This is a genomic window from Nodosilinea sp. E11 (assembly GCF_032813545.1).
Taxonomy (GTDB): Bacteria; Cyanobacteriota; Cyanobacteriia; order Phormidesmidales; family Phormidesmidaceae; genus Nodosilinea.
Genome location: NZ_CP136514.1, coordinates 425,404 through 451,538 on the forward strand (window position 1 = coordinate 425,404; position 26,135 = coordinate 451,538).

A 26,135-nucleotide genomic window follows, 5' to 3' on the forward strand; every position below is an offset into this window, starting at 1 on the left:
TCTTCAATGACTCTAAGCAGAGGAAAGTTTTTGTGGATTTGTAATAGACGCACCTGGGAACAGATTCATGAGCCCTGTGAGCGTCTGAAATCCTTGTTCCAACTTGGGGATCGGAAAAATCTTTAGCCAAGGTTTCAACAGATTTGAACTCACCCAGGGCAACAGAATCAGGCGTAAGTTATTGAGCCAGTTCTTCCATCCATTCCCTGCGCCCCAGGCTGAATGATGGGTAAACGACAAGACTACACCTGAATCATCTTGTTCCGGTGGGATAGTTCCCTTAGGTCGCATCGGTGGTGTGTGTAACGTGACCATCAAATAAGCGCTCATGACAATCTCCCACCACTTTTCAATCGAGGTATAGTCGGTCACTCGAAAGTCAGCCCATCCGAGTTCGTTTTTGCTTTGCTTAAAGCCATATTCCACCCAGTTTCTCAGGCCATAAAGGTCTCCGACCTGTTTGTAAGACAGACCCTTAACCCAAGTCATAACCATCCAGGTTGAAGCCGACGGTAAAACGTCTCTGTCAGTCGTTAGTTGCCAGTAGCGCTGAGCGCGGCGTTTGCCATAAACGATCTCTCGAATAAAACGAGTTTCGCGTTTACCATCACTGAACTGCCGGTCATACTCGCGCCAGCGATTGGTCCTGACCCGTTGCTCCTTGGGCAATAGCACAGCATGGTTGGAGCGAATCGCAAGCACGTAGGGGAGTTCTAATTGATGCAGTGTCCTAACGAAACTACTCCCGCTTTCCCCATAGGCACTATCGGCAAGAACTAACTCAAACTTAAAGCCCAATTGACAGAGGTCTTGAACCATCGCTGCGGCGATGGCAGGTTTGGTGCGATGACACTCTCCCGCTTTTAATCGCTCTTTTGGCTTATAGATCTCAAAAGTCAAGGGAAAAGTGATGTTGTCAAGGACACCATAGGCATCAACTGAGACAATGCCGTTCTCTACTTTGCCCAAGTTGCCGATGTACTGCCGTTTAACATAGTCCGTGACATGTCCCTTCTTACGGTCTCCGGTTTCGTCAATCACTAGGACTAGCTTGCGGCCCGCCACGAGGGCAAGAATCAACTCAATGCGTCGCTGTCTCAGGTCTCTTGCCTGCCAGGGAGAGTTGACCAAGAACTGCTGCAATGATTGGGCATTGGGTAGGCCTGCAACCTTCGCAATAGTAGGTAGCGATTTCCGCTTTGCTTCCGAAATCATCCCCGCATGCAGATGCTTAAATGCTTCAAAGCTTCTTACTTCGACAAATAAGTCACGGTAACTTTCGCAATATTCGTCTACAAACCTCACAGTCGGTCTGGCCATACGGGGCGCTGTCATCACGTCTGCCTAGCTCTCAGCCCTTTTACCCTAAATTATCTACCGCCAGAGTCATTGAAGAGCGATATTTTGTAGCCGATTAGAAGAAGTCAGACGTTCAGCCGCAGATGTGGTGGTTTTTGATGCACAAAACTGGAAAGACCATTCTGCCAAGCGAGTAGTGCAACTCACTGACCGAGGCTGGCTAGTACCTGAGAGCGAAGCCTTAGTTAAAGAACAGATTGATCGGTTGAGGGGGGTGCTCTCGGACGCAGTGGTGTTGGTGGTCTATGTGCGTGGCATTGTTGGTTATCTCAATGACGCTAAATTTGAGCGGGTCTATGTTCTACCAGCCAATAATCAAGTAACGCTGTTAGGTCACGCGGTCAATGGAGCTTATGTTGCTTATGGCGATCGCATCGCTACCCAGCGATCCACACCTTTGTGACTATTTGATTACCTGGAGCCTTAACCCAATAGCGCAATCTGCCCTGTAAGTTCTAAAGGAGCAAAGCTGCGATCTGGGGCAGTTTAGATCTCATGAGCTGTGCAAGCATTAGCAATGGCCCCGTCATTTTTTGTAGGAGATTAGACCCGTGGTACACGCCGTTTTACTGGGCGACTCTATCTTTGACAACGCCACTTATGTGCCAGACGGGTTATCTGTTCAAGAGCACCTGCGCGTAGCGCTGGATGCTTTAGATCCTGATCAGCACCAAGTGCTTTTATTGGCGGTGGATGGTGACTACATCACAGATGTTCACGACCAAATCAGGGCATTGCCCGTGGAGTCTACCCACCTGTTTTTGAGCGTTGGTGGTAACGATGCCCTCAGATATGCTGCCCAGTTGCAGAGCCGAGCCGATTCCGTGGCCGCAGCCCTAGCGGCATTGGCGGAGATGAAGACAGAGTTTAACTACCGATATGGTGAACTTCTGAAACAGCTGTCGGCATTTAAAAAACCGCTGACCGTCTGCACCATCTACGACCAAGCCTCTACCCAAGACCCTGGGCTGCGTCTATTGGCCTTTACGGCTCTGTCGCTCTTTAACGACTGCATTACCCGGCAAGCGATTCAGTATGGTCTGCCCCTGATCGATCTGCGGTTGGTCTGCTCTGACCCAGGTGACTATTCTGCCGTTTCGCCCATTGAGCCTTCCCACCAAGGGGGACAGAAGATTGCCCAACGGATTGTTACGGTCATCAGCCAGCACGACAAGTCGATCGCCCACACTGTCTGTTATGCCTAAGGTGGCAGGGTTCAGTGATGACTGCCTGAGGTGGGTGTTGGATCTCCTGCTTGAGTGGCGTCAACCTGTGGACTGTCGGTAATAACCCTACCTACAGTCCTGGAACTCGTTCTAAAAGGCCTTGAACAACCAGCATTTCAAACTGGGAGCGGATAGCGCGGGCCACAACGCGATCGCGCATCAACACCCCGGCCTCAATGTTGCGCTCATGGGCGGCCTCAGTGAAGTTGGCGGAGGTGATCAGCAGGCGCTCTTCATCGACGACCACGCACTTGGCGTGGAGGCAGGCATTAGACTCGGCGGTCATCAGCATGGTGCGGGGGTCGTGGAAGACCTCCGGCAGGCGTTGACCGGGCCAGACATGGCGGCGAAAGGTTTCGGCAAACTGCCGCAGCAGGACGGCGGCTGGGGTACGGTCTTGGTACTTGCGTTTGACGTTAAGGAACATTCTGACCTGGATGGCGGGATTGGCATCCATGCGCTGGGCCAGGGGGCGGAAGAGGTCATAGCCTTTGGTGCCCTGGTCGATGGCGAAGCTGGAGATCAGCACGCTGTGCTGGGCGCTGCTAAATAGCTCCCGCACCACAATGCCGGTGTCTCGGCTTTCGGTACCGGGGACTTCTGGCCCGGTCCACACCAGATCTACCTGATCTTGTTTGGCCTGGGACACGGCCCGCTCCTCGGCCAGCACTGTGAGCATGTAGGCCAGTTGCCTGGGTGCCATGCCTTGCTGGTGCAGGTGATTAATTTCCTGAACGACGGCGGCTAACTCCTGCTCAAGCACGTAGGCACATAGAGAGACGTTAGAGACTGGCAGACTCAATCTGCCAGCCGTTAGAGCCTCTGCGATACCTACCAGAGCCGGGCGACTCAGCCGCACAAAGGGCGACATCAGTAGACCCCATCGGGAAAGAACTCGGCCCCTAACCCCTCGACAGTGCTGGTGACCAAGGCGCGATCAAGCATCTCATTGCGTCGTTCGCAGGAGGTCTCAGCGATGAGCAGACAACCGTGGCAGGCAGCCCCGTGCAGAAATCGGTCTTCCTGGATGTTATCGGGCTTGTGCTGGGCGCAGACCGGGTCGTTGGAGCAGAGCCGCCCCTGCTCTAGGGCCTTGCCGAGGTGGTATTCAATCCGTCTACCGACCTCGACTAGACCTCCCAGGGTGCCTTCAGAACCCGAGGTGCCGGTGTGGAGCAGAATGCCATAGCCGATGTCTGGGAAGGCATAGATGCGTTCGCGGATGGCGCTAGAGGCGTAGCCACACTCCAGGGATACGGCGGTGATCAGCAGGTGGGAGAGGGAATGGAGCATGATGTAGGCTTCACCGGGAAACTTGGCCTTGTCTTGGGGGATGCCCCGGTTCTCGGCCCATTTGCTAAAGCCTTGATTGAGAGCCTTGGTTCGGTCAATCACGTTTTGCCGTTGTTGCCAGCGCTCCACCTGTTCTTTGTTGAAGCTGATGAAAACCCCCTCGCCTAGGTTCTCAATCGCGGGTACCCAGTTGGGCTCAAAGTCTAGGCTGGCCCGACGGACGCCGATGGCAAGGTCATCGATTTCCCCTTCGATGTTGGTTTGAGCCGCCTCAAACCGGGTGAAGCCAATCAGGGCCAACACCTCCCTTAGGCGATGCACCAGAACAACTTTATCGATGAAGGGTTGCCACTTAGGCTCTAGAGAACTGGGCTTGCGGGTATAGCCTTCAAAGATCTTGTCGCTGGAGGGGGTCTCTTTGCCTTTCTCTTCGGGGCAGGCCAGCAATGCCTCCAGTTCCACCTGTTTGATGCTTTTGTCGGGGGTAGAAAGACCGGCTTTGCGGCGTTTAATCTCAGCCCAGACCGCCTCTGCGCCAAACTCGACCAGGTCGGCAAACTTGGCTTTGCGCAGCTCTTTGGTGACATCGGCAATGTCTTCGGTGTATTGCAGGTCTTCTTCGTAGAAGCGATCCACGGCCTGCTTCAGTGCAGCATCCTTGTCGGGCATGGAGATGACGCTGAGGATCTGGCTGAAGTAGGCGTTGCTGGCCGATCGCACCAACAGCCGGTTGTACTCGGGCTTATCGGTGGCGATAAGCTCGCCAGTGTCGGTGACCCGGTGGCGGCGGCAGGGTTCTTTGCCTCGGGCACCCAGCCAGGGGCGATGGCCTTCACAGGCTCCTAGCACCTTAGAGTCGGTAATCTTGGCCTGGGATAGAGGGCGCAGGCTGCTGCACTGCTCGCACCGCACAAAGATTTCTTCAAAGTCGTTGCCGGAACCAGCTTCATCCAGCCAGAGCTGGCCTCGGCACTTGGCCTGGAAGTCGTTGTGGACAAAAGCATTCCAGTTAATGTCGCTGAGGTGGCCATTGGTGCAGGCCTGGACAAAGCGCACCGGCACCGCCTGCACTGTCTTGCCTTCAAACCGGGCTCCCCCCTTGACGGCGCTCCAGGAAATCAGAGGGCGGGTACGGTAAGCCTTGCCCCCCCGATCAATGGTGCGGTCAATCTGAGCAAGAAACCAGGTGGGGAACACCAGGGCATCCACGCCGCTCAGGGGCGCTTTGGGGTCGCTCGTTTTGATGGGTGGGCCAAAGAGTTTAACCTCGTGCCCGTCGGGCAGGTTGAGGCTTTTGGCCACCTTGTACTTGAGGCGGTCTTCTCGAATGTAGGGTTTGTCGCCTTTCCAGTAGCTGAGGCCTGAAATAATCACCGACCGGGCGGGCAGGTCTACCATCGAGCCGGGGCCGAAGGTGGTGAGCATCTGGCTCTGGCGCAGTTCGCCGCTGGCTTTCTTGGTTTTGTTGTGGGCTTTGTTGGACTGGCTCATTCGTCGTCTCCGGCTACGCCTTCCATGGTGTACGGGTCTCGAATCCAGAGGTTGACGCTGGCTTCTACGTCGCGCAGACTGCGCTGGGTCTTGAATTTTTGCTCATCGACGGGACGTTTCTCGGCAGACAAATCGAGGGCATCGACCAGCAGGGCGGGGGCCAGGTCGGTTTCTTTTTGGTATTGCAAGCGGGTTTCGCGGGTCAAAATCCGCTCCCAGGTATCGAGCAGGTCAGTGACCTGCGATCGCACCCTCACCCGCAGATCATTCGCCGCTTCACCATCTAAATCAGGACTGTGGCCCTCGGCCCGGCGGGCAATGGCTTCCACCATGGCCGTGACCGCTGCCCGTTGGTCGGTTAGGTTAGAGGCCCCCATCGGGCTGGTCATCGCGGGTACGCCTAGTCGAGCCAGAGCTACCATGACTCCCGCTAGCCCGCGATCCAGCGCCCGAGGCGAGAAGGGGGTAACGCTGGTGGCCTCGACCGCCCGGTAGAAGCTGTTGTGCCAGCTCTCAAAGCGCTCGTAGTGGGAGCGATCGCGGGGGCGGTGAATGTTCATCAGCGTCACCACCAGCCCCGGTTTGTTCTTGTCGCGCCCGACCCGACTGGTGGCCTGGATGTATTCAGCAGCGGTCTTGGGTTGCCCCAGCACCACCATCAGCCCCAGGCGAATAATATCGAGGCCGACTGAAATCATGTTGGTGGCCAGGGCCACATCGACCCGGTCATCTTCGTGGAAGGGGGTAGAGAGGCGGCGTTTGGTATTGGCGATTTTGTTGGTGCTCACCCGCGAGGTCAGTTCCTCCGGCATCTCGTCAATTTTGCGATCGAGGAAGGGGCCGACTAACTCACCCTCTCGCAGGCGATCGCTGTACTTGGTTAGACGAGAGTTGACCTCATCTTCCACAATACGGCGGCTGCCCCCCAGCTCTCGCAGGGAGTTGAAGTAGCCCATCAGGGTCATGTAGGGGTCAGCGGGGTTGTTTTTATTGCCCTTGCCCCCGGCGTCTTTCCACTGTTTCTGGGCCGCTGCTAGCAGGGCCAGATAGACCCGCAGCAAAATCACTTTTAAGCTGCGGCCCTGGGCAGCGACTCCCACGTAGAGCCGACCGGGCGCTTTAAAGTCGGTTTTAGCAAAAAATGAATCGTGGCGATCGGGGCCAGGGGGCGGAAAGATATCGACTTGGCTGCGGCCAAAGAGAGCCTGGATCTGGCGGCTAGCCCGACGCACAGTGGCGGTGGAGGCAATTACCTTGGGGCGAATGGTGTGGCCATTCTCTTCACGGCAGCACAGCGTATCAATTGCTGTTTCGTAGAGACCCACCATCGTCCCTAGTGGGCCAGAAATCAGGTGCAGCTCATCTTGAATGATCAAATCGGGCGGAGGGAGATAGCCCTCCAAGAGGCGTCCCGCTGGGGTGGGGTCGCCGGAGCTGTAGAAGCCTTCGTTCTCCTGGTAGTGAGTGACTCGACCAAACAGGGCACCCGTTTGGCCGACCCAGGGTAGGGCCGCAAACTTATCGACCGTAGCGATGATAAAGCAGGGTAGACGGCGGTAGATCGGCTCGTCTACGGCCAGGATTGGTAGGGGATTGCGGCTGCGGAAGTCGCAGATGCGGTTGACGCAGACAATCTTGAGGGTCTTGGGGGCGTCTTCGGTGGGCAAGAGCTGAAAGGAGTTTGTGGTAAATCCTTCTCCGCACCAGGGGCAGCGCTCTAGGGGAATGGGAGAGGGTTTGCTCTTGCTGTCTCGCTTGTAGTCGAGGGTGCGATCGCGGGCCGAATGCTCATCCTTATCGCCCCGTTTGCCCATGCGGTTGGGGGTGGCCCCTTGGCCCACCCAGAGGCCAATTTCAAAGGGCCAGGTGCCCAGTTTGTCGGGCACCTTTTGCCGCTCTAGCTCTAGGGCGCAGATCAGGCGCGAGGCCCGCTCTAGCTGGTCGAGGGTGAGCAGGCGCAGGGTGTAGCGCATCAGTACACTCAGGCCAGCGGCCTGGATGCCGGGGTACTTGAGCCGCCGTAAAATCAGGGTGAAGGCAGCTAGGCCCAGATAGGCTTCGGTTTTGCCGCCCCCGGTGGGGAAGAATAGCAGGTCTACCGTCTTGCGATCATCGTGGATGGGGTCGGCCAGCCCTACCAGGTTGAGCAAAATGAAGGCGAGCTGGAAGGGTCGCCAGGTCGGTTCTGAAAAGCTCTCGGGGGGGTGGCCCTCTTCTTGGCTAAGCTGGCGGCGGCGGGCAGTGGCGATCGCCCGATTGGCCATCTGAAACGCTTCTAGCACCTGGGGGTCTTGTAGCGCATTGAGACCGGCTTCGATGCGATCGCAGACCCGCCCCGCCCGATCTAGCAGGTCTCTAGCCACGTCAGCGGCCTCCTGGGGGCTAATGGCTACGGCCCGTTGGATGGCAATCCAGGCGCGATACTCGGTGACTAGCGGCCCCACCATGCCTCGAATGGTGGCGGCATCGGGGGCTAGGGCCAGAGATTCCATGCCGAGCTGTACCCCCTTTGGCGCGGTGGGGGCCACGCGGGGCACTTCCGCAATCGGTATCCAGGTGGTACAGACCTCGCTACAGTGGCTACCCTCGGCCTCTAGGGCCAGGGCTGAGACGTTGTGGCCTACGGCAAATTCGTAGTCGTCACGGTACTGAAGGGCGGCAATGGCCTCATCGGGGTCATTGGTGCTGACGCTGCGAGGGTCGGGGCGGGGGACAAACCCCTCGGTGCAGCGGATATTGAGGTGGGTTTGAAAGGCAAAGGTGGTGTCGCGCTCCCCAGAGGTGACCTGGCGATAGTTAACCAAAAACACCGACACCGCTTTGGTGCCGTAGGGGAAGCGATCATCCAGCACGGGGCGACAGGTGACCACCAGGTTGAGTCCGCTGCCGCCGGGGATGTCGATGGCAAAGGGCTCTGGACGTTCTTCAATGGGGAGGGTGAGGGTGGCCTGTTGGGGTACCCGCTGCCAATGTTCGGGCTTTTTCTTGCGCTTCGACTTGCCTTGGTCTTCTTCATGGTCGTCCTCTGCGGGGGTGAGGGGAATGTAGTCTCCCCAGGTGACTTGGGCTTCTAGGGTGGTGGTTTTGCCCGATAGCAAGCAGCTCAGCCCCATGGAGGAGGGAAATAAGGCTTTGCGGGCGGCCGGTTTGTCGGGAGTTTTGCTGTCTTCGCTGGAGTCGCTGGTGGTGACTTCTTCAGGCAGGTCGTCGTCGGCATCGTCGTCGGAGCGCAGGTCGGGGGGTGCGCCAAAGGGGGCCAAAAAGCCGGTCAGGTACCACTTGGAGGGAGCCTGCCTGAGGATTTCCTCGGCGTGGTCGGTGTCGTGGGGGGTGGGGCCGACGAGGTCAATGTTGAGGGCATCCACCAGAGTGGCGCGAATGTCGGCGGAGGTAGTCATGGTGTCAGATCCTAAATTGCATCGGGGCGGTCTACAGGATTAGCCCCCTTAATCCAGTTCACCGGCTTGGCGCAGGGCGATGTTGATAACCGTCTCGCTGAGGCGAATCTTGCGGCTGAGCATGTTGTCGATGGCAGCTTTAACCGACAGTGACGGATCTCTTTGTTTGGCTTTTAGCAAAATGCCGACGGAGCCAGTTAAGGTTAGGCCGTTGAGTCGGGCAACCCGCCGTCCAACCGCTTCATCAATGCAAACCGTGGTGATGTTTTGGTCTAGGGCCAGTTGAATAACAGAGGCTTCTCCTAGGTCGAGGGCATTGAGCAGAAAGGGAGATATAGCTAGGGCAGTGGCTTGCTTATGGAGCCAGGTAGCCTGATCAAACTCGGGTACGGCAAGTTGACTGGTGCCCCCTCTTGAAATTTCTTGGCAGACCTCGAAGGGCACCCAAACCTTTTCATAGAGAGGCTCTAAGCGGATTAAGTCTCCCCAGGCTGCTACTAGCGCGATGAGGGGAGAAGTGTTGATCACAATCTGAGTTGTCTCAGGCATTGGCGATGTCCGATAGTAGCTCTTCTTCGGAGAGGTCAATCATGGGAACGCCGTAGTCGCTCAGCCTGAGCAGAAAGGTGACGCGATCGACCCCTAGCAGGGCTGCTGCCATGCCTGAGGAAAGCCGCTGTAGCTCAAACAGCTTGACGGCCATGGCCCAGCGGGCTTCTTGTTCAAATTGCTCGCGGGTGCGGCCTACGGCATCAGGGAAGGTTTCGGGGTATTCGATGGTGAGTTGTAGAGACATGGGGCCTTTGCTCGATACTTAGGTTTTGGGGCTAGAAACGGCTTAATGTCTAGTTTTGCGTAATCGTGAGAACCTGTGATGTACTTTCTCCCTCACAGGGAACTTCGTAATCGTGAATGTCGGCGATCGCGCTATCGATCTCTTCTGGCTGGCTGGCATAGTAAGACCGTGCTGCGATCAAATCAAAGGGGGTAAGCCCAGGGAAGTTGTGCAGCAACTCGTCATCGTCGGCTCCCTGGTTTTGTAGGGAGATGAGTGTCCACACGGCAATGCGGGTACTGCGAATGCGGGCATGGCCACCGCAAACCCCTGGTGTTTTCTGCACGCTGCGGGTAGTGAGCTGTTCTTGAAACAGGGCATAGTCCTCTTGGGGTAAGGACTCGATCGCCTGAACGAGGGATTCTACAAGTTTGGCGTTCATGGGGACACAGGGTTGAGGGTGGGGCTAGTGATTTTAGGCAAAGCGCTGCTCAACTTCCTTAAGGTTTAGCAGAGACGACGTCATCCAAGCCTTGGCTGAAAGCTGTGGAGAAACTCATTTTGCACCGAGGCAATGGCATCCATAATGCCGCTGCCTTGGGCATTTTCCAGCATGGCGTTTTTGCTCTCAGTTATATACTTAATCAGAATTTCCTGTACATGGGGTCGATTTTTAGCTACTTGATCTCGATAACTCCAAACATCCCATGCAACTAAACCAATAGCTAAGGTGGGATCTACGACAGAAGCTCCCCATTTAGCAGCTAGCACAGCTCCTCCTTTAGCTGCCATTTTTGACGCTGACTTAACAACTAAAGCTGATGCTAGTTTGGAGGTTGTGGCGATACCGGCAACAGCCAATGCTTTAGTGGATAAATCACTGGCTAACTTATTGATTTCATAGGAGCTAGAGCCTGTCTGAAGCAACATGAGCGAGATATCTTCCAGATGCTTATCCCAATCTTCTTCAGGGACTTGAAAGCGACTTTGGACCATGGCAAGTTTTACACCAATCGCTGATGCATAATTTCCCAATGCTCGCTGGGAAATATTTTGTAGGTCAGCCTGAGCCTGCTCGGTCATAACCATCTCAGCAAATTTTTGGCTGAATTTTTCCGCCATCCGCTTCTGTAGAATCTGGTTAGCATTTAGCTCTCTCTCATCCTCCGCTCGTAGAATCTTAAGTTTTGAGTCAAGCTTGTGAGTAGCCCAAGCGACCGGAGCAGTATATTCGGTTACTTTCTGATTCCAAAAGTTGAAATACCAGTCTAGAAATGGGTGATCAACTTTTTGAGCTAAGGAATCAGCCCATCGATCAAGCTCTCTCGTGGTAAAGTCCTCAGTACTGTCATAAGCTTCCCGGAGAGAAGCAACAAGCTGGCGGTCTATAGTATCCCAGTTTTCTTCTTGAACTACAGTGTCTACAGGTTCTGAAGGAATGTCTAAATCTTCAGGACTTGCTAATGCGAACGGAGTAGGCAATAAAGTTGCCCAACAACAGACAATTAATACGAGAAGTCCCAGAAGCTGTCTTGTAGCCTTGCAGTTTTTCATGGGGTGTCCTCTTATGCGTTAGGAGCAGAAAAGGACGCATTCAAGTCACGGGTAATGTGGATCGACTGTAGGATCCTTTGGTCGATTTTATCTACTACAGTCATGACTCCGTTATCTGGATTTTCCAGGATAGATTCTTCAACTTTGCCTAGGTAGTCGACTAGATTTTTTCGAAGAATTGGCTTTTCAATATTGGCTGTATTGTAAGCGTCCCAAACATCCCAAATGATGATGCTGGCACCTACGCCTGCATCGAGAAGAGTGCTGCCAAGTTTTGCAGCCAGCATTCCCCCGGTTTTCGTAGCAATTTTAGCACCTGCTTTGGTGGCTAATTTGGCGACGACAGCGCTACCTACTTTAGGAATAAAAGGAGAAATTAGTGGCTTAAAAGCAACATAGGCTCCTGCTAAGGTTATTTGTTTAAGAGGTAAATCTAGGGGATTACCTAGAACCCCAGGGATACTGACGGATACATCTTCCAAGTAACGGTTCCATTCAGCCGCCGATACACCACTTTCAATAGGAACCTGGTTGAACTCCTGGCCGAGCTGCTTAATGTATTCCTTAGCAGTTCTGACCGCGATATTTTGAAGCTGATATTCTGAGATTCTCGGAACCAAGACCCGCTTAGCAAATTCTTCTTGGAATTCCGCTGTAATTTCTTCAGCTATTTTCTCATTAGGGGAAGGGTTGTAAGGGTCAAGCCATTGCCAAAACTTTCCAGAGACACCCGCAAAAAAGCTTTTGTACTCTAGTTGTTTTTGGTGAAAATATCCAAAGTACCAGTCTAAAAAACTGTTGTCTAAGCGTTGAGTTAAATCATCAGTCCACTGGTCTAGTTCATTTCTGGCGAAAGCGTCTGTTTTAACTCTGGCATTACGGAGTTTATCTTTTGCAAGGCTTTCAAACTTGGTCCAGTCGGGTTCGAAGGTCTGTAGGGCAGCTTTACTGCCTGATTGTGGAAGATCGGTTGCCAGTACCTCTGTAGCAGGTGGTTGAGGTAGATCTTCAGAAAAGGCCTGTACTATAAACCAGCTACCGATCGCAGGAATGAGTACCACTGCCACAACTACAGCCCATATGTAGGGCGAAATTCGCTTGGAGAGTCTAAAAAACTTATCCAAGTTGTTTTCTGGTTCAGGTTGTGGTGTCGCTGGAGTTGGAGGAGAAATATTCGTCATTGTCATAGTCCTTGTTAATAGAACTGGAGCTTTGCAAAGATTTACAGGTTTTAGTGAAGGGGGAATTCACTTAGAGTGGGGCAAATGCCTATTTGGAGACTTTTGGCATAGATTGAGCTACTTAAGCCAAGCCACCTTATCCCACAAGTGCGGGTTGGGGTACGAGAACAGCTTCATCCAATCGCCAGAGTTCCTTGAAGGAGTTGATTAGCTCGTCCTGTCGCTTTTCAATTACTTTAGGTGTCCATTCGGGTGTGTTGAGTACCTGAGTGGTCATGGCGAAGGGGGAAACGCCGCTTTTGCCGGTGAAATATTTTTTCTTTTTGGTCTCGAAGTCGTAGTTTTGGGCGCTGCTGTTTTTGTAGCCCGACAGTAGAGCCAGATTGCCCAGGCGGTGCACATAGCCTTGCCGGGTTTCTTCGTCGGGGAACCAGGCTAGCCACTGGCTGTCTTGGCGAGGGGTTTGGGGCAAGATGTGCTCGACGGTGATGCGGGGTAGGGTGTAGACGGCCTCGCCGCCAGAGAGGTAGGTGTCGAGGCGCAGCAGCACGTAGAGGCGAATTTTGGTCTCTAGGTAGAGGGGGCCATTGAGACGCTGAATAATGGCCTGGCACTCGTCAGCGGTGAGGTGCAAGGGAGAGTCGGGCTGGCTCAGGTCTTGGCCCTCTTCGATCCAGGTAAGGAGGGTGCTGTAGCGGCGCATCCGTTGGTTGATGTCGGCGCGTTGAATCATTAGGCCAGAGGCGAGGCGATCAAGGTCTTTGAAGAAGGTGAGCAGCTTGTCGGGCTGATGGCGGTGCTTGGAGAGGTAAGCGATCGCAGGCGGCAGCCAGTCGGCATTATCAATGCGGTTGAGGTATTTGAAGTAGGTATTGATGGCTTCGGCGTGCTGATTGCTCTCGTAGTAGCAGTCTTGGATATCGGCATAGGCCTGAGCTGTTGGGCATAGCACTTCATCAATAAAGTAGGCTGGATTTTTACTTGGCTCCACATATAGCCGAACCTCCTTCAGGACGGAGTCTTTTTGCTTGGCTTTGCGGTAAATCATCCGAATGTGGGAGAACAAGTCTTGAAAGGTGCCGCGCCCTAGCCTGACTTCAGTGTCTTCCCAAAGCCTGTTGTATTGCTCTTGCTGACCTGGTGAAATTTTGCCGATAATTTCTGACTTGAGAATGTCGGTATGGGATAGGTCTAGTCCACGGTCATTGAGGACTGAGAAAATGCGATAGGCCGAATCCATATCGGGAGTGGAGACAACTACCAGCAAACAGCCTGTGATGACAAATTGAGTTAGCCGAATGCACTGATGCTCGGAAAGTTTCTGTAAGCGTTTTAGCAGATGCAGAGCGTTGTCGCGAATGTGAGCTTGGCTGTCGGGGAGAATGGCATCTTTTTTCTCGATTAGTTTGCTGATGCCTCCTTCGTCTTGAATATAGTCGCGGAAGAACTTCTCATCTCGCTCCCGCAGGGTTAAGCGATAGCGGTTGGGCGTGTTTCTAACCCAACTGCCTTCTTCATATATATATTTTGTTAGCTCTTTAGCAATTTTCTCTGGAACGACTTCTCGTAGAACAGACAGGAGGATAGTCAGGGTTGTCAAGCGTTGTTGACCATCCACGACTTCAGACTGTGAAGCACCATCAGTTTTAATCAGGACGATGCTACCTAAGAAGTAAGGGCTGATTTCGTCTATTGGAGTGTTGCTATCTCCCAGAAAATCTAGCAAATCATCGAGTAGAGCTTCTGCTTGTTCAATTTCCCAGGCGTAGGGACGTTGATAGAGGGGAATTGAGAATACAAAGTCATCACAGAAAATTTTCTCAATGGGATATTCGGCACCGTGGATTCTGGTAGGCATGGTTTAGAAGATTACAAATAGGGGTTTGGTTGAGACTTGACGAATAAATCAGGAAGTATATGAAGGTAGCTAACTTTCGTTGAACCGATAGCAGAAATTGCTATCAGTTGCGGCTTGGGAGGTTGATCGACGGGATAGGGGACTCAGCGCCCAGTTCAGTAGCCCAAGTCCCCATTCTTTTGGTCTGAAAATAGTTGATCTCCCAAGTCGTGTATCAGGTTGTGCCTCAGCAGGAACGACGCGGTAGCAAAGTAGGTTGTCGGGGTCATCGAAGGTGGTTTCGCCTAGGAAGACATCGCGCTGGTAGACCTCTGCATCGCGATCATTGATGGTGTAGCTGCAAAAGCCGCTTAAGTCATAGTTCCCATCGGGGCAGTCATTAATCATCAAAATGCTGGTTTTGGTGCCATCCATCCAGTTCAGTGTGGCGTAGTGGGCACCGGCTCCGTAGCCTGCGCTGATGACACAGGGCTCTAGGCGGGCTTGGGTGTCGCCCTGGAAAGCGTAGCAGACGCCGACTTGGTCGGGGTAAGGTCGAGCCTGCACCGCAGTACATGTAATTAAAGAGCTTGCAATGGCAAGGATAAGAGTTAAGGTAAATTTTTCATTTTTCATAGAAGTTTTCTATAGGTTGGGTTGGGATAGTTTTCGGAGATGATCGATGAAAATATGCTTTTCGTCATAGGTGAGGTGGAGACGACTCTTTTTGCCAAATGTGCTCATGGCATAATTTCTTCCTTGCTCAATGCTCCACCCTATAATGTGCATCTCAACTAAAATCTGTTCTATTAGTGAAAGCCTTCTGATTCCAGCAATTAGCTTCCAGCATGGGTTTGCTGGGCCATCCCACCCTGGCGGGCTAAAAGGCATGCCTAAACTTACAGTAATTAAACATGGCTCGTTTAGATAAATGCCATGACGAAATAAATCCACGGCTTCAGGATCAGTAATGGTGGCCTCCTTTAAGGAATATCCTCCCCTGGTCACGAACGTTCCTTTCCACTTCTTATTTCCATCTGTCTTTTCCTGCTGAGTTATTTTTAGTGAATCTGTATACACAATATCCAAGCTTTTTCTTTGCTCAAACGGTAGTGACTGAAGAAAAGGAACGGTGACATATTTGTAGGAATTATGTAGGATTGGCGAATGGAAATTCACGAAGGGTAGAATTTCTTCAATTTTAGCTTTTCGAATATAGGTCCATTGTCCCGCAGCAATAGCACGATTTTCACACTCAAATCCAAAGTCTGGCCCTGTTTCATATAACGGAATCTCTAAGACATCTAGTACTTTGATCTCTTCAAGCGTTAGAATTTTTGTTCCACTACTTATTTCTGTACTCCAAGGGACTCTGCCATCATTGGGATACTTCAAAGAAACTGGTCGAATCCAACGAGCTGAATCAAGATTGATTCCTGCAAAGCAACGCTCTCTTAGCTTTAGAGAATTAGCAAGGCAAATGATCTGTGTTCGATTCATTGCTTAATATCATATTTAAAGGTGATGAATATCTACGTTTCCCCATTTTTTATTCAAATACTCAGCTACGAGTCGTCTATGGCAGTGGTGGGGTTTTGCTTCGCTACACAATAAACACCCGCCATTGACTAGCTCTGGCGATAGCACCTTTTCAATTTGCCGCTTATTTATCAAGTCGATAAACTTGGTTTCATAGGTTTGCCAGTCACCCTTTTGTTTTTTATAGGCGTCGAGAATATCTTTAGTTGGTGCCAGTTCTGGCATATGAATATATTCAATATCCCCAATTGTCTTGAGGAAATAGGCTAAATCATCTCGTTTTGAAAAGCCTGCTAGCTGAGAGGCATTGTTCAGACGGGTATCAATTACTCGGCGAACGCCAGATTTGAGTAATAGTTCAAAAAACTGCTGGGCCTTTTTTTGAGTGAAGCCGATGGTAAAAACATCAATTGGTTGAGTCATGGTTTTTTTCTACGTAGGCAATGCGATCGCCCTGGCGTTTGTAAGCCTCTTGGATAGCGCCTTCTAGGGAATGATGATCTAGTAGGGCGATCGGGGCATCGGTTGGGGAGGTGGCTGAGGAATCGCTAAATAAGGTGAGTTGGGCTTGTTCTAGGGGCTCGGTGGGCTGGTCGAGGGCATCGGCTAGACCATTCAGTTTGAGCATGCGCTCTTCTAAATGGGAGTGGGGTTCGAGATTGCCGTGGCTGAGGATGTGGTTGATTTCTAGAGGAAATTGCTTTAGGTGCTGGCACACTAAAACAGCACGGTGGCAAGTTAATGGATCCTTTTCAGCACACATGAGCGCAACATCAAACTTTTGGCTGCCGGTTACCACGCGGTCTAGCCCTCTGGCGAAGGCATCGGTGGCGGCAATGCGCTCGTATAGGGCTTTCCCCTCGACGTAGCAGCTTTCATCCTCGGGGCGAGCCCCGAGTTCACGGCCCAAAAAGACATAGCGAATGCCCGCGTTTTCGAGAGCGGCTTTCAAGGGCTTTTGGCAAAAGTGGGGCATGTAGCGGCTATAGGGAGTTGACCGCACATCCGCCAGGGCAGTTACCCCGTGCTGCTTGAGTAGGGCGATGAAGGTGTCAATGTCGTGATTGGAATGGCCAATCGTGTACAACTTGTTTGACATGCTACGGGTTGAAAGAGACTGCCTAGAGCCTTAATTATAGGAAAGCCCCATGACGAGAACGGTTTAGCTTGAGTCAATCGCTGGGACTGGGGTTGGCTCACCCAGACTGGTGCTAATGTGTTTAGCTGTCGACAGATGAGTCATGGGTCTATACCTCCATACCGGGAATGGTGGGTGTTTCGGCGTCTGATTTTGCCTTCTTCGACCCTTTACCCTTCACCCGTTGCCCTTTATCCGATGGCTTCGCGGCTTTATGCCCCCGCACCTCCTCCAGGTGGCGCTGCTGGTTGAGGTCGAGCAGGCGGGCGAGCACTTCGTCGTGGGTGGCTTCGGGCCATTTGTAGCGCCAGGGGAGTTTGCGTTTGCCGGTGCTGATCAGGGCACCAAAGGCGGCGGCTTCGTCGGGGGTAGGGAAGAAGAGGTCGCCGCTGGCGACTCGCTCGGCGGCTTCGGGGGGTAGGTCGTCGGGGTCGGTGTCGAGGTAGTCGAGGGCGAAGCCGCAGGTGGTGTCGATGTCGGGCCAGCTGTAGGCGGTGAGGACGGCGCGATCCATCTGATCGTGCAGGTGGCGGAGGTGGAGGATGTCGGGGTGGGTTTCGGTGGGGTCGTGGAAGCGGTTGTAGGTGTCGGTGAGACCCTGGTTGTTGCGCACCATGAGGTCGGCGCGGTAGTCGTAGTAGGTTTTGCCGATCGCTTCTAGGGTGGGGTCGGTTTCCCAGTTTTCGGGGAAGGGGAAGGTTTCAAAGCTATCTGAAGGGGTATAAACCGGATCATCCTTCATTGTTGAACCGAGGAAAATGGCCCAAATTTCATGCAAGCGAGAATGCAAGCTCGCAAACGCCGTGAATGATGATAAAGCAAAGACAATTAGTTTTTGGTCGAAAACATAGTTCGACGGCAAGAATGTGAAAGTCCTATATTTACTTGTTTGACCACATACAAGCACTTTATCCAAATCACTTACGGCCTTATATAATTCTCCTCTAAGCCTTTCAAATTGCCACCACGAAGCACTTGAATGGCTTGCACGGGTGCCTTTAACATGCTCCTCAAGTTGGCGCATCAAATCTGGATATTCCCATGCCTCCTGCTCACTCATTTCCCCAAAATTAATGACATAGCGACTGTAAGCGTGAGTAGGATTACTATTGACTTCGGAGCCACCTATGTAAGGAAATATTTTTTGAGAGTTTTTTGAATTTTTTTCTATGAGCCTAATTTTTTCTGATATAGGTAAAGCCTTTGGATTTGAATCATCAAACACGAAACCTAGTCCGAGTACATAACTACCCACAAAGGCTTTGTTTCCATTTTCTAAAAGAGCTTTTGGATCATCGTTACCACCGGAGTGAAAAAGATAAGCAGATATGCAAGAAGTATCACGACCATTTATATTTTTTCGTCCTTTATATATACCCTTATAAAAGTGGATTACACTTACAATGACAGACGCTAATCCAGGCCATTTCACTCTTTTTTGAGCGTCATACACCGTTCCTCGATTGTTGCAAATAAATCTTAATCCTGTTGCTCGTGTATCCCCTTGAGCAATTGTATTAGTGGCTATTAGACCCGCAGCACCTCCTTTTTTAAGCATGGTGAATGTCCTGCGGAAGAAATAGGCTACTAAATCGGAATTTCCGTGAGATTCAGGATTTATTACTTTTAGCCATTCCAAATAGCCATCAGGATGAGAGGCATGAATTGTATTTTTTCCCGCGAAAGGCGGATTCCCCACGATCGCATCAAACCCCGGATTCTCTCGATCAAACACCTCTGGAAACTCAATTTCCCAGTTAAACGGCGTGATGGGCTTTTCGGCATTGCGGATAGAGTTCTGAATTTCGGTAAGGGGTGAGGGAGTGGATGCGTCGGTGGGTGGATGAGTGGATGGATCGCCCTGGGTGTAAACAGATTGTCGCCAGGTGCGAACGAGGTCGGCGTATTCCGAGAGTTTGGCTTCGCGGTCTTTCTTGCTCTTGCCTTCAAAAAACGCCGCAATCTTCACATCGCCAATCAGCTTCGCCTCCTCCAGTTCCCGTTCTGCCCGCTGCCACTGGGCCAGCTTCTCTTCCGCATCCGCATCCGTCCGCGTATCCAGCGCTTGTATCTGCGTGCGGTACGCCTTCGCCCGATCTACCTTCTCCTTTAGGTACTTAAACAGCGGCAGGTCTTCCGTCGTGTCTTTGCCAAAGCTGCCAATCTCCGCCCGCGTCAGCCCCACCAGCGAATCCCCACACTTCAGCGCATGATCCACAAAGGTAAACGGCTGGTCTTTGGCCAGCGTCACCAGCCACAGCGACAGCTTCGCCAGGTTCACCGCAAAGGGGTTTTTGTCTACGCCGTAGAGGCACCGCTGCGCCACCAGCCGGCGGGCGTAGAGCAACGGCTCCACCGCCGCAGGCAGGTCGGCAGGCTGGCCGTGGGTATCCCACGCTTCCACCAGCTTCTCCGCCAGTTGCCGACAGGCCTCCACTAAAAACGCCGCCGACCCCATCGCCAGGTCGCACACCTTCAGGTTCAAAATCTGCTCTGGGGTGGGGCGATCGCCCAACTGCTCAAAAATTGGGCGCAGGGTGGTCTCTACAATCGGCTGGGTCAGCTTTCGCGGCGTGTAGTGCGAGCCGGTGCGGCGGCGTTCTTCTCCCGGTTGCAGGTACAGATCACCGGGGGGCAACAGGTTCAGCGTCCGCGACGACACCCGACTGCCCAGGGCTGCCACCAGATCGGCTGGGGTTGTGGCATCCTTCAGCGCCGTTGCCCCCTTACCCGTCAGCTTGCACTCGGCCCAGTCTTGCAGCACCTTGGCCCGGTTCCCCGGCTTCTCCGCCAGCAGCGCCTCGACATTGATCACCACATCCTTCGGCTTCACCGCAATGGATAGCCCCTCGGCCACCTCCACCTCGTAGCCCATAATCGCTTCATACACCGAGCCGATCTGCTCCACATCCAGCGCCCGGTACGAGAGGCGTTCCCCCCCCAGCATCAGCAGCTTGTCGAGCATTCGGTAAATCACCCCATCGGCAATGCGGGGCGCTTCTACCCGGCCATGGGTCTCATACTGGGTGCCCTTGGGTCGCCCTTCCAAAAACGGATACTCGTCGGGGTCAAACAGTTGCCCGTGGCGGGCAGGCAGATATTCGTCGTAGGCGCCGCCGCCGTCATACACCAGCCGAAACAGGCTCAGCAGCGTGGCCCAGGCTCCATAGCGCTGATCCATCGTGTCGGGGTAGCTGCCCGCGTCTTCCCGCAGCTTTTCGTAGAGGCCCGACACGGCATAGTGGCGCTGGTAGACCTCATCATCGGGCATCAGCCCCTCGTCTTCGGCATAGAGCAAAAACACCAGCCGCATCAGCGTGGCGATCAGGCCGCCGTAGATGTGTTGGCCCTCACCCCCGGCCCATCTCCCAGAACGGGCGAAGGGAGATAAGAGGGGGGCAAAGATTTTGCCGTTGGCGGCAGCATCTGCCGCCTGGAAGCCGCGCAGCAGTTCCCACAGGGCATCGAGCACCTGGCTGGCCAGTTTGTTTGAAACCTCCGCCTGGTAGTTGCGGCTCTCCACTAGCAAACGGTTCAACCGCTGGTTTTCGGGCACGTTAAAGAGGCGATCGGCCCCAATCAGCAGATCCAGCGCCCCCAAAATTAGTCGCCCCGGCACCTCCACCATCGCCTGCACGGGAAACGTCAGATACCCCGACGACTCGCCACTGGGGGCATACACCAGCCGCATCTCCGTACCATTTACCAGCAGCCCGGTAGCAATCCCCGTCTCCCGCAGCAACCGCTCAAACTTGGCCTGAAAACTCGCTTTCCACCCCTGCCCCGTCGCCGTCGCCGGGTCATCCTCATCCAACGGCAGCCCCGGTGCCAGCTCCTGCACCAGCAAAACCCACTCGTCGCTGTCGGGGTCTTTGACCCCATAGGTAGGTTGCAGGGTCTCGCTATAGCTAGGCAGCACCGCCGAGAGGCGATCGGGCAAGTCAGCCGCCACCACCAGGTCTTCAGGCATCCAGTCCAGCACCTTCTGGGTAAAGATCGGGAAGTTCTCAATCCAGGCAATACCCTCATCCCCATGGCGAGGGATAGCCTCGGTAGACACCACACCTTGCAGCCGCTCTTGCAGGTCTACCAGCTTGGCGCGATCAATCACCGCCTGGGCTTTGATCAGCGCAGGCGGCGACACGACTAGGCCCACGGGCTGGAGGAGGCCCAACCATTCTTGGTGTCTGAGGATATCGAGGTCTCTGGATGGCATGGTGACAATGAGCTGTGTTGCAGAAAAATGCTCGCTTTAAGGGCGCTGGCTACCCTAGCCCAAAACTGGGACAGGGTTTGAAGTAGTCTTGGGCTCGAATCAATACGGATTGCTTCAGTTCCTGGTCGAGCTGTTTACCCAACCAAAGACCTGGTTCTACCTCCTCGTCTACAGCAACTCTCACAGGTTCTGCTATCTCTGGGATTTGCAACTTATAGGTACTGCCAGCAACGACGTGCTCTTTGACCATCACTTGCAAGACGTCCAGATCTTGCTCAGCAGCTAACTGAGTTGGTCGAAGCCGAAGGTCGTCACCAGACATAGAAAAGACTTGAATACCCTCCTTGTCTTGCCAGAAAACATAGCTATTTAGACCTGGCTTAAGTGCCGCAAGCGCTGGTTTAGCATCCTCAAGTCCATAAGCTTGGGACTCTCTGACCTCTTTCTTGGTTTGGCCAAAATCAGTGAGCTTTTCCCACCAGCGCATGGCCTTCAAGCAGGCATCAGCATGGCGCTCAAGCTCCTTCACCGACGGGAGATTTTCTAGTGCCTGTTCGTGCTTCTGCATTTTGTCGCGAATGCGCTCTTGCCGCCGCCCCACATCGGCAGGATTGTTTTGCATAGCTTGCAGGAGCAACATCTGCTCAAGCTTAAGATCCGCCGCAATGAGTCCAATTAAGCACTGCATGTCGTGGATCGCCTGTGCCCCATCTGACTTAATTAGCTCTGCCGCACTGCGGGCACCTTGACGACCCCGTTGAGATCTAGTGTGTTTCGCCTTATCTCTAAACCGTTCGACTAGCAACCGATTTCGCTCAAGGATAGCCAGAATATTTTTCTCGACCAGGGCTAAACGGTTACTGGCATCTGCTGTAAACACCCCGGTGTTCACCCGCTCTGCCTCGATGTCGTCCAAAACATTGATGGCATAGTAAATTTCGCCCAGTATCTCGGCCTCCTGCCTGACATGGAGTTCTTCCAGGGTTTTCTCCATGTGGGCCAGTCGCTGGTTGATTTGGTTTAGTTGCTGGGTACCCACAATCGCATGGAGCACCTGGTAAGCAACTACGGGAGCCAGAATGGGCACGGCAGAAGCCTGCGCGAACTGGAGTTGCCCAGCGAACTTGCTTCCAATGGCATTTTTCACGGTTCCAAGAAATGCGCCGTCGCTTTGAACCAGCTTGTAAATTCCCTTGGATATACCAGAAACCAGTTCTGGCGGGCCGACTACCCTAAGCAGCTGCCCTGTCTGTAAACCAGAAGCCACCACTGCTGAGGCTGCCCCTAACTGATCTACAACTGCTGAGTTCAACCTGCCTTGATGCCAAGCATTTGGGCTGTGTAAGCTTAGGCCCCGAAAATGGCCTATGAGCTGCTGGCTTTGCTCAGGAGAATATTGCAGTAGCGCCCCAACCGTATTTCCAGATGAATCTTGCAGTTCCGTAAAGGAAGCAGTTTCTTCTGACAAAGGTTGGTAAGACTCAATATCCCAACCCTGACAACTGATTACCGTTAAGGTGATCTCTTCCTCTCTCGATCCATTTTCAGTTGGGCCAGATCCTTCGTCTTCACTGGCCGTTTCTTCAGCATTAGTCTCACGCTCACTCTTTGGGCTTTGAGAAACCGAAGACACTGCTTCATAAGCCTGCTTCCAGGCATCGAACCCATGAAGGACTGGTAAGCCGTTCTCTTCAGCAAATTCTAGCCAAGCTTTATCTTTTCGTAGTTGATTGGATGTAGCCACTCCAAAATGGTCACGCAACGCTTGTTTGTAATCTCGCAGTTTCATACTTTCCATTTTCGTCTGCACTCCTAACTCGACACTGGCCACAAATACACAATCCCTACCGGCTCAATCCGCTCAGCCTTTACCTGATAGGTCTGCTGAATCCGCTCCGGCTCCGTCACCATCTCCTCTGCCAGTTGCTCTACCCTGGTGCGCCAGTGCCGTCGATCCGCCTCGATCTGCCGCATCTCATCCCGGTTAAACAGCCCCAGCTGCAACGTTTCATACTGCTGCTCCTGCTTCAGAATCCGGTTCCGCTGCTCCTCCAGCAGCGACTTCATCTCCGCCGCTTCCCGTTCTCCCCGCTGGGCCAGCTTCCGCTTCGCCCGCTCCGTCAGCTCCGTCGCCCGCCGCTCCAGGTTCGGCAGCAAATCCTCCACATCCCGGCCCACAAACCCCTTCAGCCGCTCCATCAGCGTCTCCGGCACCTCCTGTAGCCGCCGATTCGCCAGCGATGCCTCCAAAATCTGCATCACATCTTTCTTCTCCCCCTCCGTCAGGGGCCGCAGTTTGCCCCGGCCTCGGGTTTCTGGGTCGAGCCACTCCGCCGCCACCGTCACCACCTCATCGTGCAGCCGGGCCGCCCGCTCCCCATAGAGCGACAACCGCCCCAAAATAATTACCCTAGGAATCGGGTCATCGGTACGGCACACACAGGCCCGAGTCAGCTCATCGTAGAGAAACCCCTGGGAGAGAAACCGCCCCAGCAGCCGCTGCACCATGCGGTGCTCCAGGTGCAGGTGCACCACCTCCCCATCTAGCGACCCCGGATCGCGAAACACCACTGGGCGAATTGGGGCTTCCTTGCGCCAGTCCCACAGCTTTTGCCCCCGCTGGCGAGGTGCTCTGAGAGTATCGAGGGTGGTAGCCCAGGAGGGGTCGGCCCCGGCCTGCTGATCGAGGGCAGGCACCGTCCAGCGGCTGCGCTCCTCGTTGTCTACCGCCTCCGCTGCCGAGAGGGGCGCTAGCGCCGCCGACCCCATCAGCTCCAACGACACCGACAGGGCATCGCGAAAGTGGCGATCGCTCAGCCCCAGCCACTCCTTCGAGTCGCGCAACATCCCCTCTAGCTCCACCTGCTGCTGCCGCAGTTTGTCTTGGCGCAGGCGAATCGCCTCCAGCTCTTCTTTAATCGCGGTGCCCCGCCCGGTAGATTCGGCATCGGCCTGATCAGCGTTGTCAATGGCACCGCTCAATGCCTGAGTCTGCTCAGCCCGAATGCCCTGCTCCAGCAGCTTGGTCACATTCTTTTCCACTACTGGCGACAGACTGCCCAGTTCCTCCTGAATGCGCTGGGTCTTTTTCACCAGCACATCGATCACCTTGTCTTCAGGCCGTTGCAGCAAGACAAAGTAGTGGCAGCGGACAATGGGCGATCGCTGCAATTTCCGGTCAATCCGCCCATTGCGCTGCTCCATGCGGCTGGGGTTCCAGGGCACATCGAAGTGAAATAGGTCGGCGCAGAAGTTTTGCAGGTTCACCCCCTCCCGCGCTGCATCGGTGGCGATCAAAATCCGCAGGGGGTTGTGGGCCGGGTCGGCGTTAAAGGCGGCTTTGATTTCTTCGCGGCGATCATCGCCCATGCCGCCATGGAAGGTGCCGATGCGATCGTCTTCGCGATCGCTGCCCGCAATGATTGCCTTGAGCTGCTGTTCTAGATAGCGCTTGGTGTCGGTGTATTCCGTAAAGATCAGCACCCGCCGATTCAGCCATTTAGCCCTGGGCTGGCCCAGGGCGGGGCAGAGGTTTTGGCGCAGCCATTTCTCCAACTCCCCAATGCGGCAGTCAGGCTGTCGTCGGGCCTGTTCCGCCAGTTGGGTCATCTCCTCCAGCAGAGCCAGCTCCTCCTGGGAAATCGCTTCCCCAGCGGCGTAGGTAGCTTTCTCCATCTGCTGGTCTTCTTCTGCCAGCACCTCGTCTTCTTGCAGGTCAGCCCGGTCATCGTCAGATCCAGGACTCTCCATCAGTAGGGACAGACTGCCCTGGGTCGCGTTCTGCTGTTGCTGAGCCTGCCGCTCAATGGCCCGACGGTGGACGCTAAGGGTACGGGCAAAGGCTTCGATGGACGACAGCAGGCGCTTTTGCAGGTTGGTGAGCACCAGCAGGGCGGCGGTCTGGGTCGAGCGGGGGGCATCCTTCAGGCGCTGCTCCCGCAGCTTGCGGTAGGCCTGCAATAACTGGGCCAGCTTCAGCTCTGGCGCATCCTCGGGCAGACCATCGATGAGCACCGGCACAATTTCCCGCTTGGGGAAGTCGGGCTCGTTGATTTCCCGCAGGTCTTGCTTTAGCCGTCTCACCATCACCGCATCCAGCAGTTTTTTGCTGCGCACCGGCACCCCCCGGCAAAACCGCTGAGGGTCAAGAATTTCCAGCAGGGCAGCAAAGCTATTGGAGTGACCATTGTGGGGCGTGGCCGACAAAAACAGCCGATGCTCAAACCGGGGAGCCAGCTCACGAACGACCTTCGTTAATTGCGAATCCACGGCATAGCGCGAGGCACTGGCCGGAGCCGCATTGTGGGCCTCATCCAAAATCAGCATCGACCCCGCCGAAAACTCGCCCAGCCAGTCTCTCAGGGGGGCGGCATAGGTTTCCTCCCGCAGCAGGGCATGGGAAATGATAAAGCGGGTGTGAGTCTTCCAAGGGTTGATGCCGTAGCCCCGCTCCCGCCGTTTGGCGGCCACAAACTCGCGATCAAACACAATAAACGTCAGGCCAAAACGGCTCTCCATTTCCTCTTGCCACTGGCGCACCACTGACGGCGGGCAAGAAATCACCACCCGCTTAATCTTCTGCCGCATCAGCATCTCGCGCAGAATCAGCCCGGCCTCAATGGTTTTGCCCAGGCCCACATCGTCGGCGATGAACAGGTTCACCCTGGGCATCCGCAGGGCCTTACGCAACGGCTCTAGCTGGTAAGCCTTGACCTCAATCCCGGCCCGGTAGGGGGCCTGAAACAGCTTCGGCTCCGTGGAAGTGACGCAGTTCCACCGTAGGGCATGGAGGTAGGCAGAGAAATAGCGCGGGTCATCAAACCCCTTGTGGGCCACCGCTTCCCAGGAGGAGGTTTCGATCACCTGGGCGTCGATTTCCCGTTCCCAAAACACCTCCAGGGCTTCCCCCTGGGCATCGTCCTCCAGGCAAGCCAGTCGCACCAGGGTATCGCCCGTGGCTACTGGGGCGGGGGTAACGTCTTCGACCAAAAACTGGCGCGACCTGACATGGACGATCTGGCCGGGGCTGAGTGTGTTGTTGTTCTCAATGCCTGCCAATGGTTAATCCTCCACTCACTGCTAAAAACTGCGCCAATCTGCTGTAGCCCTGCGATAGCCACCGTACTAA

The 26,135-nt window shown here is 54.2% G+C and carries 19 protein-coding genes; 2 read left to right on the forward strand and 17 right to left on the reverse strand.

From position 1 onward, the window contains the following. Nucleotides 1–12: 12 nt before the first annotated feature. A complete protein-coding gene (locus tag RRF56_RS01710) occupies nt 13–1,335 on the reverse strand; it encodes an IS701 family transposase (protein ID WP_317033674.1) in 1,323 nt (440 codons plus the stop codon). A 109-nt stretch (nt 1,336–1,444) separates the two neighbouring features. Here RRF56_RS01710 and RRF56_RS01715 point away from each other — a divergent pair, with 109 nt between their 5' ends. Together RRF56_RS01715 and RRF56_RS01720 are read left to right on the forward strand one after the other, a co-directional pair. Further along, nucleotides 1,445–1,762, forward strand: a complete 318-nt coding sequence (locus RRF56_RS01715; RefSeq protein ID WP_317033675.1) for a hypothetical protein — start codon at nt 1,445–1,447, stop codon at nt 1,760–1,762. 148 nt (nt 1,763–1,910) lie between these two features. Beyond that, entirely contained in the window at nt 1,911–2,564 is a 654-nt protein-coding gene (locus RRF56_RS01720; protein WP_317033676.1) for an SGNH/GDSL hydrolase family protein, read from the forward strand. Between the two features lie 91 nt (nt 2,565–2,655). On the opposite strand, the gene drmC is transcribed toward RRF56_RS01720, so the two are convergent. From drmC to drmD, 16 genes are all read right to left on the reverse strand, one after another. After that, entirely contained in the window at nt 2,656–3,456 is an 801-nt protein-coding gene (gene drmC / locus RRF56_RS01725; RefSeq protein ID WP_317033677.1) for a DISARM system phospholipase D-like protein DrmC, read from the reverse strand. Then, nucleotides 3,456–5,369 (reverse strand): DrmB family protein, encoded by a 1,914-nt coding sequence (gene drmB, locus RRF56_RS01730; protein ID WP_317033678.1) that lies wholly within the window; start codon nt 5,367–5,369, stop codon nt 3,456–3,458. The genes drmC and drmB overlap by 1 nt, the downstream gene beginning before the upstream one ends. Then, nucleotides 5,366–8,767 carry a DISARM system helicase DrmA gene (gene drmA / locus RRF56_RS01735; protein ID WP_317033679.1) on the reverse strand — a complete coding sequence of 1,134 codons (3,402 nt, stop codon included), beginning with the start codon at nt 8,765–8,767 and terminating at the stop codon, nt 5,366–5,368. The genes drmB and drmA overlap by 4 nt, the downstream gene beginning before the upstream one ends. 48 nt (nt 8,768–8,815) lie before the next feature. After that, nucleotides 8,816–9,316: a DUF3368 domain-containing protein gene (locus RRF56_RS01740; protein ID WP_317033680.1), complete on the reverse strand. Its 501-nt coding sequence runs from the start codon at nt 9,314–9,316 to the stop codon at nt 8,816–8,818. Continuing rightward, complete coding sequence (locus tag RRF56_RS01745; protein WP_317033681.1) at nt 9,309–9,563, reverse strand: UPF0175 family protein; 255 nt, start codon at nt 9,561–9,563, stop codon at nt 9,309–9,311. The genes RRF56_RS01740 and RRF56_RS01745 overlap by 8 nt, the downstream gene beginning before the upstream one ends. Nucleotides 9,564–9,612: 49 nt before the next feature. After that, the gene (locus RRF56_RS01750; protein WP_317033682.1) at nt 9,613–9,984 is read right to left on the reverse strand and encodes a DUF433 domain-containing protein; all 372 of its coding nucleotides are present in this window, start codon (nt 9,982–9,984) and stop codon (nt 9,613–9,615) included. Nucleotides 9,985–10,064: 80 nt separating this feature from the next. Then, on the reverse strand, nt 10,065–11,096 hold the full coding sequence (locus RRF56_RS01755) for a hypothetical protein (protein ID WP_317033683.1): 1,032 nt from the start codon (nt 11,094–11,096) through the stop codon (nt 10,065–10,067). Between the two features lie 11 nt (nt 11,097–11,107). Further along, entirely contained in the window at nt 11,108–12,277 is a 1,170-nt protein-coding gene (locus RRF56_RS01760; protein ID WP_317033684.1) for a hypothetical protein, read from the reverse strand. 136 nt (nt 12,278–12,413) lie between these two features. Then, nucleotides 12,414–14,135 carry a DUF262 domain-containing HNH endonuclease family protein gene (locus RRF56_RS01765; RefSeq protein ID WP_317033685.1) on the reverse strand — a complete coding sequence of 574 codons (1,722 nt, stop codon included), beginning with the start codon at nt 14,133–14,135 and terminating at the stop codon, nt 12,414–12,416. A 69-nt stretch (nt 14,136–14,204) separates the two neighbouring features. Beyond that, nucleotides 14,205–14,750, reverse strand: a complete 546-nt coding sequence (locus RRF56_RS01770; protein ID WP_317033686.1) for a hypothetical protein — start codon at nt 14,748–14,750, stop codon at nt 14,205–14,207. A 9-nt stretch (nt 14,751–14,759) separates the two neighbouring features. Next, a complete protein-coding gene (locus RRF56_RS01775; protein ID WP_317033687.1) occupies nt 14,760–15,614 on the reverse strand; it encodes a dual OB domain-containing protein in 855 nt (284 codons plus the stop codon). A 15-nt stretch (nt 15,615–15,629) separates the two neighbouring features. Continuing rightward, nucleotides 15,630–16,076, reverse strand: a complete 447-nt coding sequence (locus RRF56_RS01780) for a DUF488 domain-containing protein (RefSeq protein WP_317033688.1) — start codon at nt 16,074–16,076, stop codon at nt 15,630–15,632. After that, on the reverse strand, nt 16,060–16,752 hold the full coding sequence (locus tag RRF56_RS01785; protein ID WP_317033689.1) for a DUF488 domain-containing protein: 693 nt from the start codon (nt 16,750–16,752) through the stop codon (nt 16,060–16,062). Before RRF56_RS01785 ends, RRF56_RS01780 begins: the two co-directional genes overlap by 17 nt. Before the next feature lie 148 nt (nt 16,753–16,900). Then, nucleotides 16,901–21,007 carry an Eco57I restriction-modification methylase domain-containing protein gene (locus tag RRF56_RS01790; protein ID WP_317033690.1) on the reverse strand — a complete coding sequence of 1,369 codons (4,107 nt, stop codon included), beginning with the start codon at nt 21,005–21,007 and terminating at the stop codon, nt 16,901–16,903. 49 nt (nt 21,008–21,056) lie between these two features. Next, a complete protein-coding gene (locus tag RRF56_RS01795) occupies nt 21,057–22,796 on the reverse strand; it encodes a hypothetical protein (protein WP_317033691.1) in 1,740 nt (579 codons plus the stop codon). A 23-nt stretch (nt 22,797–22,819) separates the two neighbouring features. After that, complete coding sequence (drmD, locus tag RRF56_RS01800; protein WP_317033692.1) at nt 22,820–26,065, reverse strand: DISARM system SNF2-like helicase DrmD; 3,246 nt, start codon at nt 26,063–26,065, stop codon at nt 22,820–22,822. Nucleotides 26,066–26,135: the final 70 nt, after the last annotated feature.

Bases quoted from the DNA above. Each gene is read 5' to 3' on its own strand.
- drmA (WP_317033679.1), bottom strand. From the start codon at position 8,767: ATGACTACCTCCGCCGACATTCGCGCCACTCTGGTGGATGCCCTCAAC.
- RRF56_RS01740 (WP_317033680.1), bottom strand. From the start codon at position 9,316: ATGCCTGAGACAACTCAGATTGTGATCAACACTTCTCCCCTCATCGCG.
- RRF56_RS01785 (WP_317033689.1), bottom strand. From the start codon at position 16,752: ATGTCAAACAAGTTGTACACGATTGGCCATTCCAATCACGACATTGAC.
- RRF56_RS01710 (WP_317033674.1), bottom strand. From the start codon at position 1,335: ATGACAGCGCCCCGTATGGCCAGACCGACTGTGAGGTTTGTAGACGAA.
- drmC (WP_317033677.1), bottom strand. From the start codon at position 3,456: ATGTCGCCCTTTGTGCGGCTGAGTCGCCCGGCTCTGGTAGGTATCGCA.
- RRF56_RS01745 (WP_317033681.1), bottom strand. From the start codon at position 9,563: ATGTCTCTACAACTCACCATCGAATACCCCGAAACCTTCCCTGATGCC.
- RRF56_RS01755 (WP_317033683.1), bottom strand. From the start codon at position 11,096: ATGAAAAACTGCAAGGCTACAAGACAGCTTCTGGGACTTCTCGTATTA.
- RRF56_RS01750 (WP_317033682.1), bottom strand. From the start codon at position 9,984: ATGAACGCCAAACTTGTAGAATCCCTCGTTCAGGCGATCGAGTCCTTA.
- RRF56_RS01780 (WP_317033688.1), bottom strand. From the start codon at position 16,076: ATGACTCAACCAATTGATGTTTTTACCATCGGCTTCACTCAAAAAAAG.
- RRF56_RS01790 (WP_317033690.1), bottom strand. From the start codon at position 21,007: ATGCCATCCAGAGACCTCGATATCCTCAGACACCAAGAATGGTTGGGC.
- RRF56_RS01770 (WP_317033686.1), bottom strand. From the start codon at position 14,750: ATGAAAAATGAAAAATTTACCTTAACTCTTATCCTTGCCATTGCAAGC.
- RRF56_RS01760 (WP_317033684.1), bottom strand. From the start codon at position 12,277: ATGACGAATATTTCTCCTCCAACTCCAGCGACACCACAACCTGAACCA.
- drmB (WP_317033678.1), bottom strand. From the start codon at position 5,369: ATGAGCCAGTCCAACAAAGCCCACAACAAAACCAAGAAAGCCAGCGGC.
- RRF56_RS01775 (WP_317033687.1), bottom strand. From the start codon at position 15,614: ATGAATCGAACACAGATCATTTGCCTTGCTAATTCTCTAAAGCTAAGA.
- RRF56_RS01795 (WP_317033691.1), bottom strand. From the start codon at position 22,796: ATGAAACTGCGAGATTACAAACAAGCGTTGCGTGACCATTTTGGAGTG.
- RRF56_RS01765 (WP_317033685.1), bottom strand. From the start codon at position 14,135: ATGCCTACCAGAATCCACGGTGCCGAATATCCCATTGAGAAAATTTTC.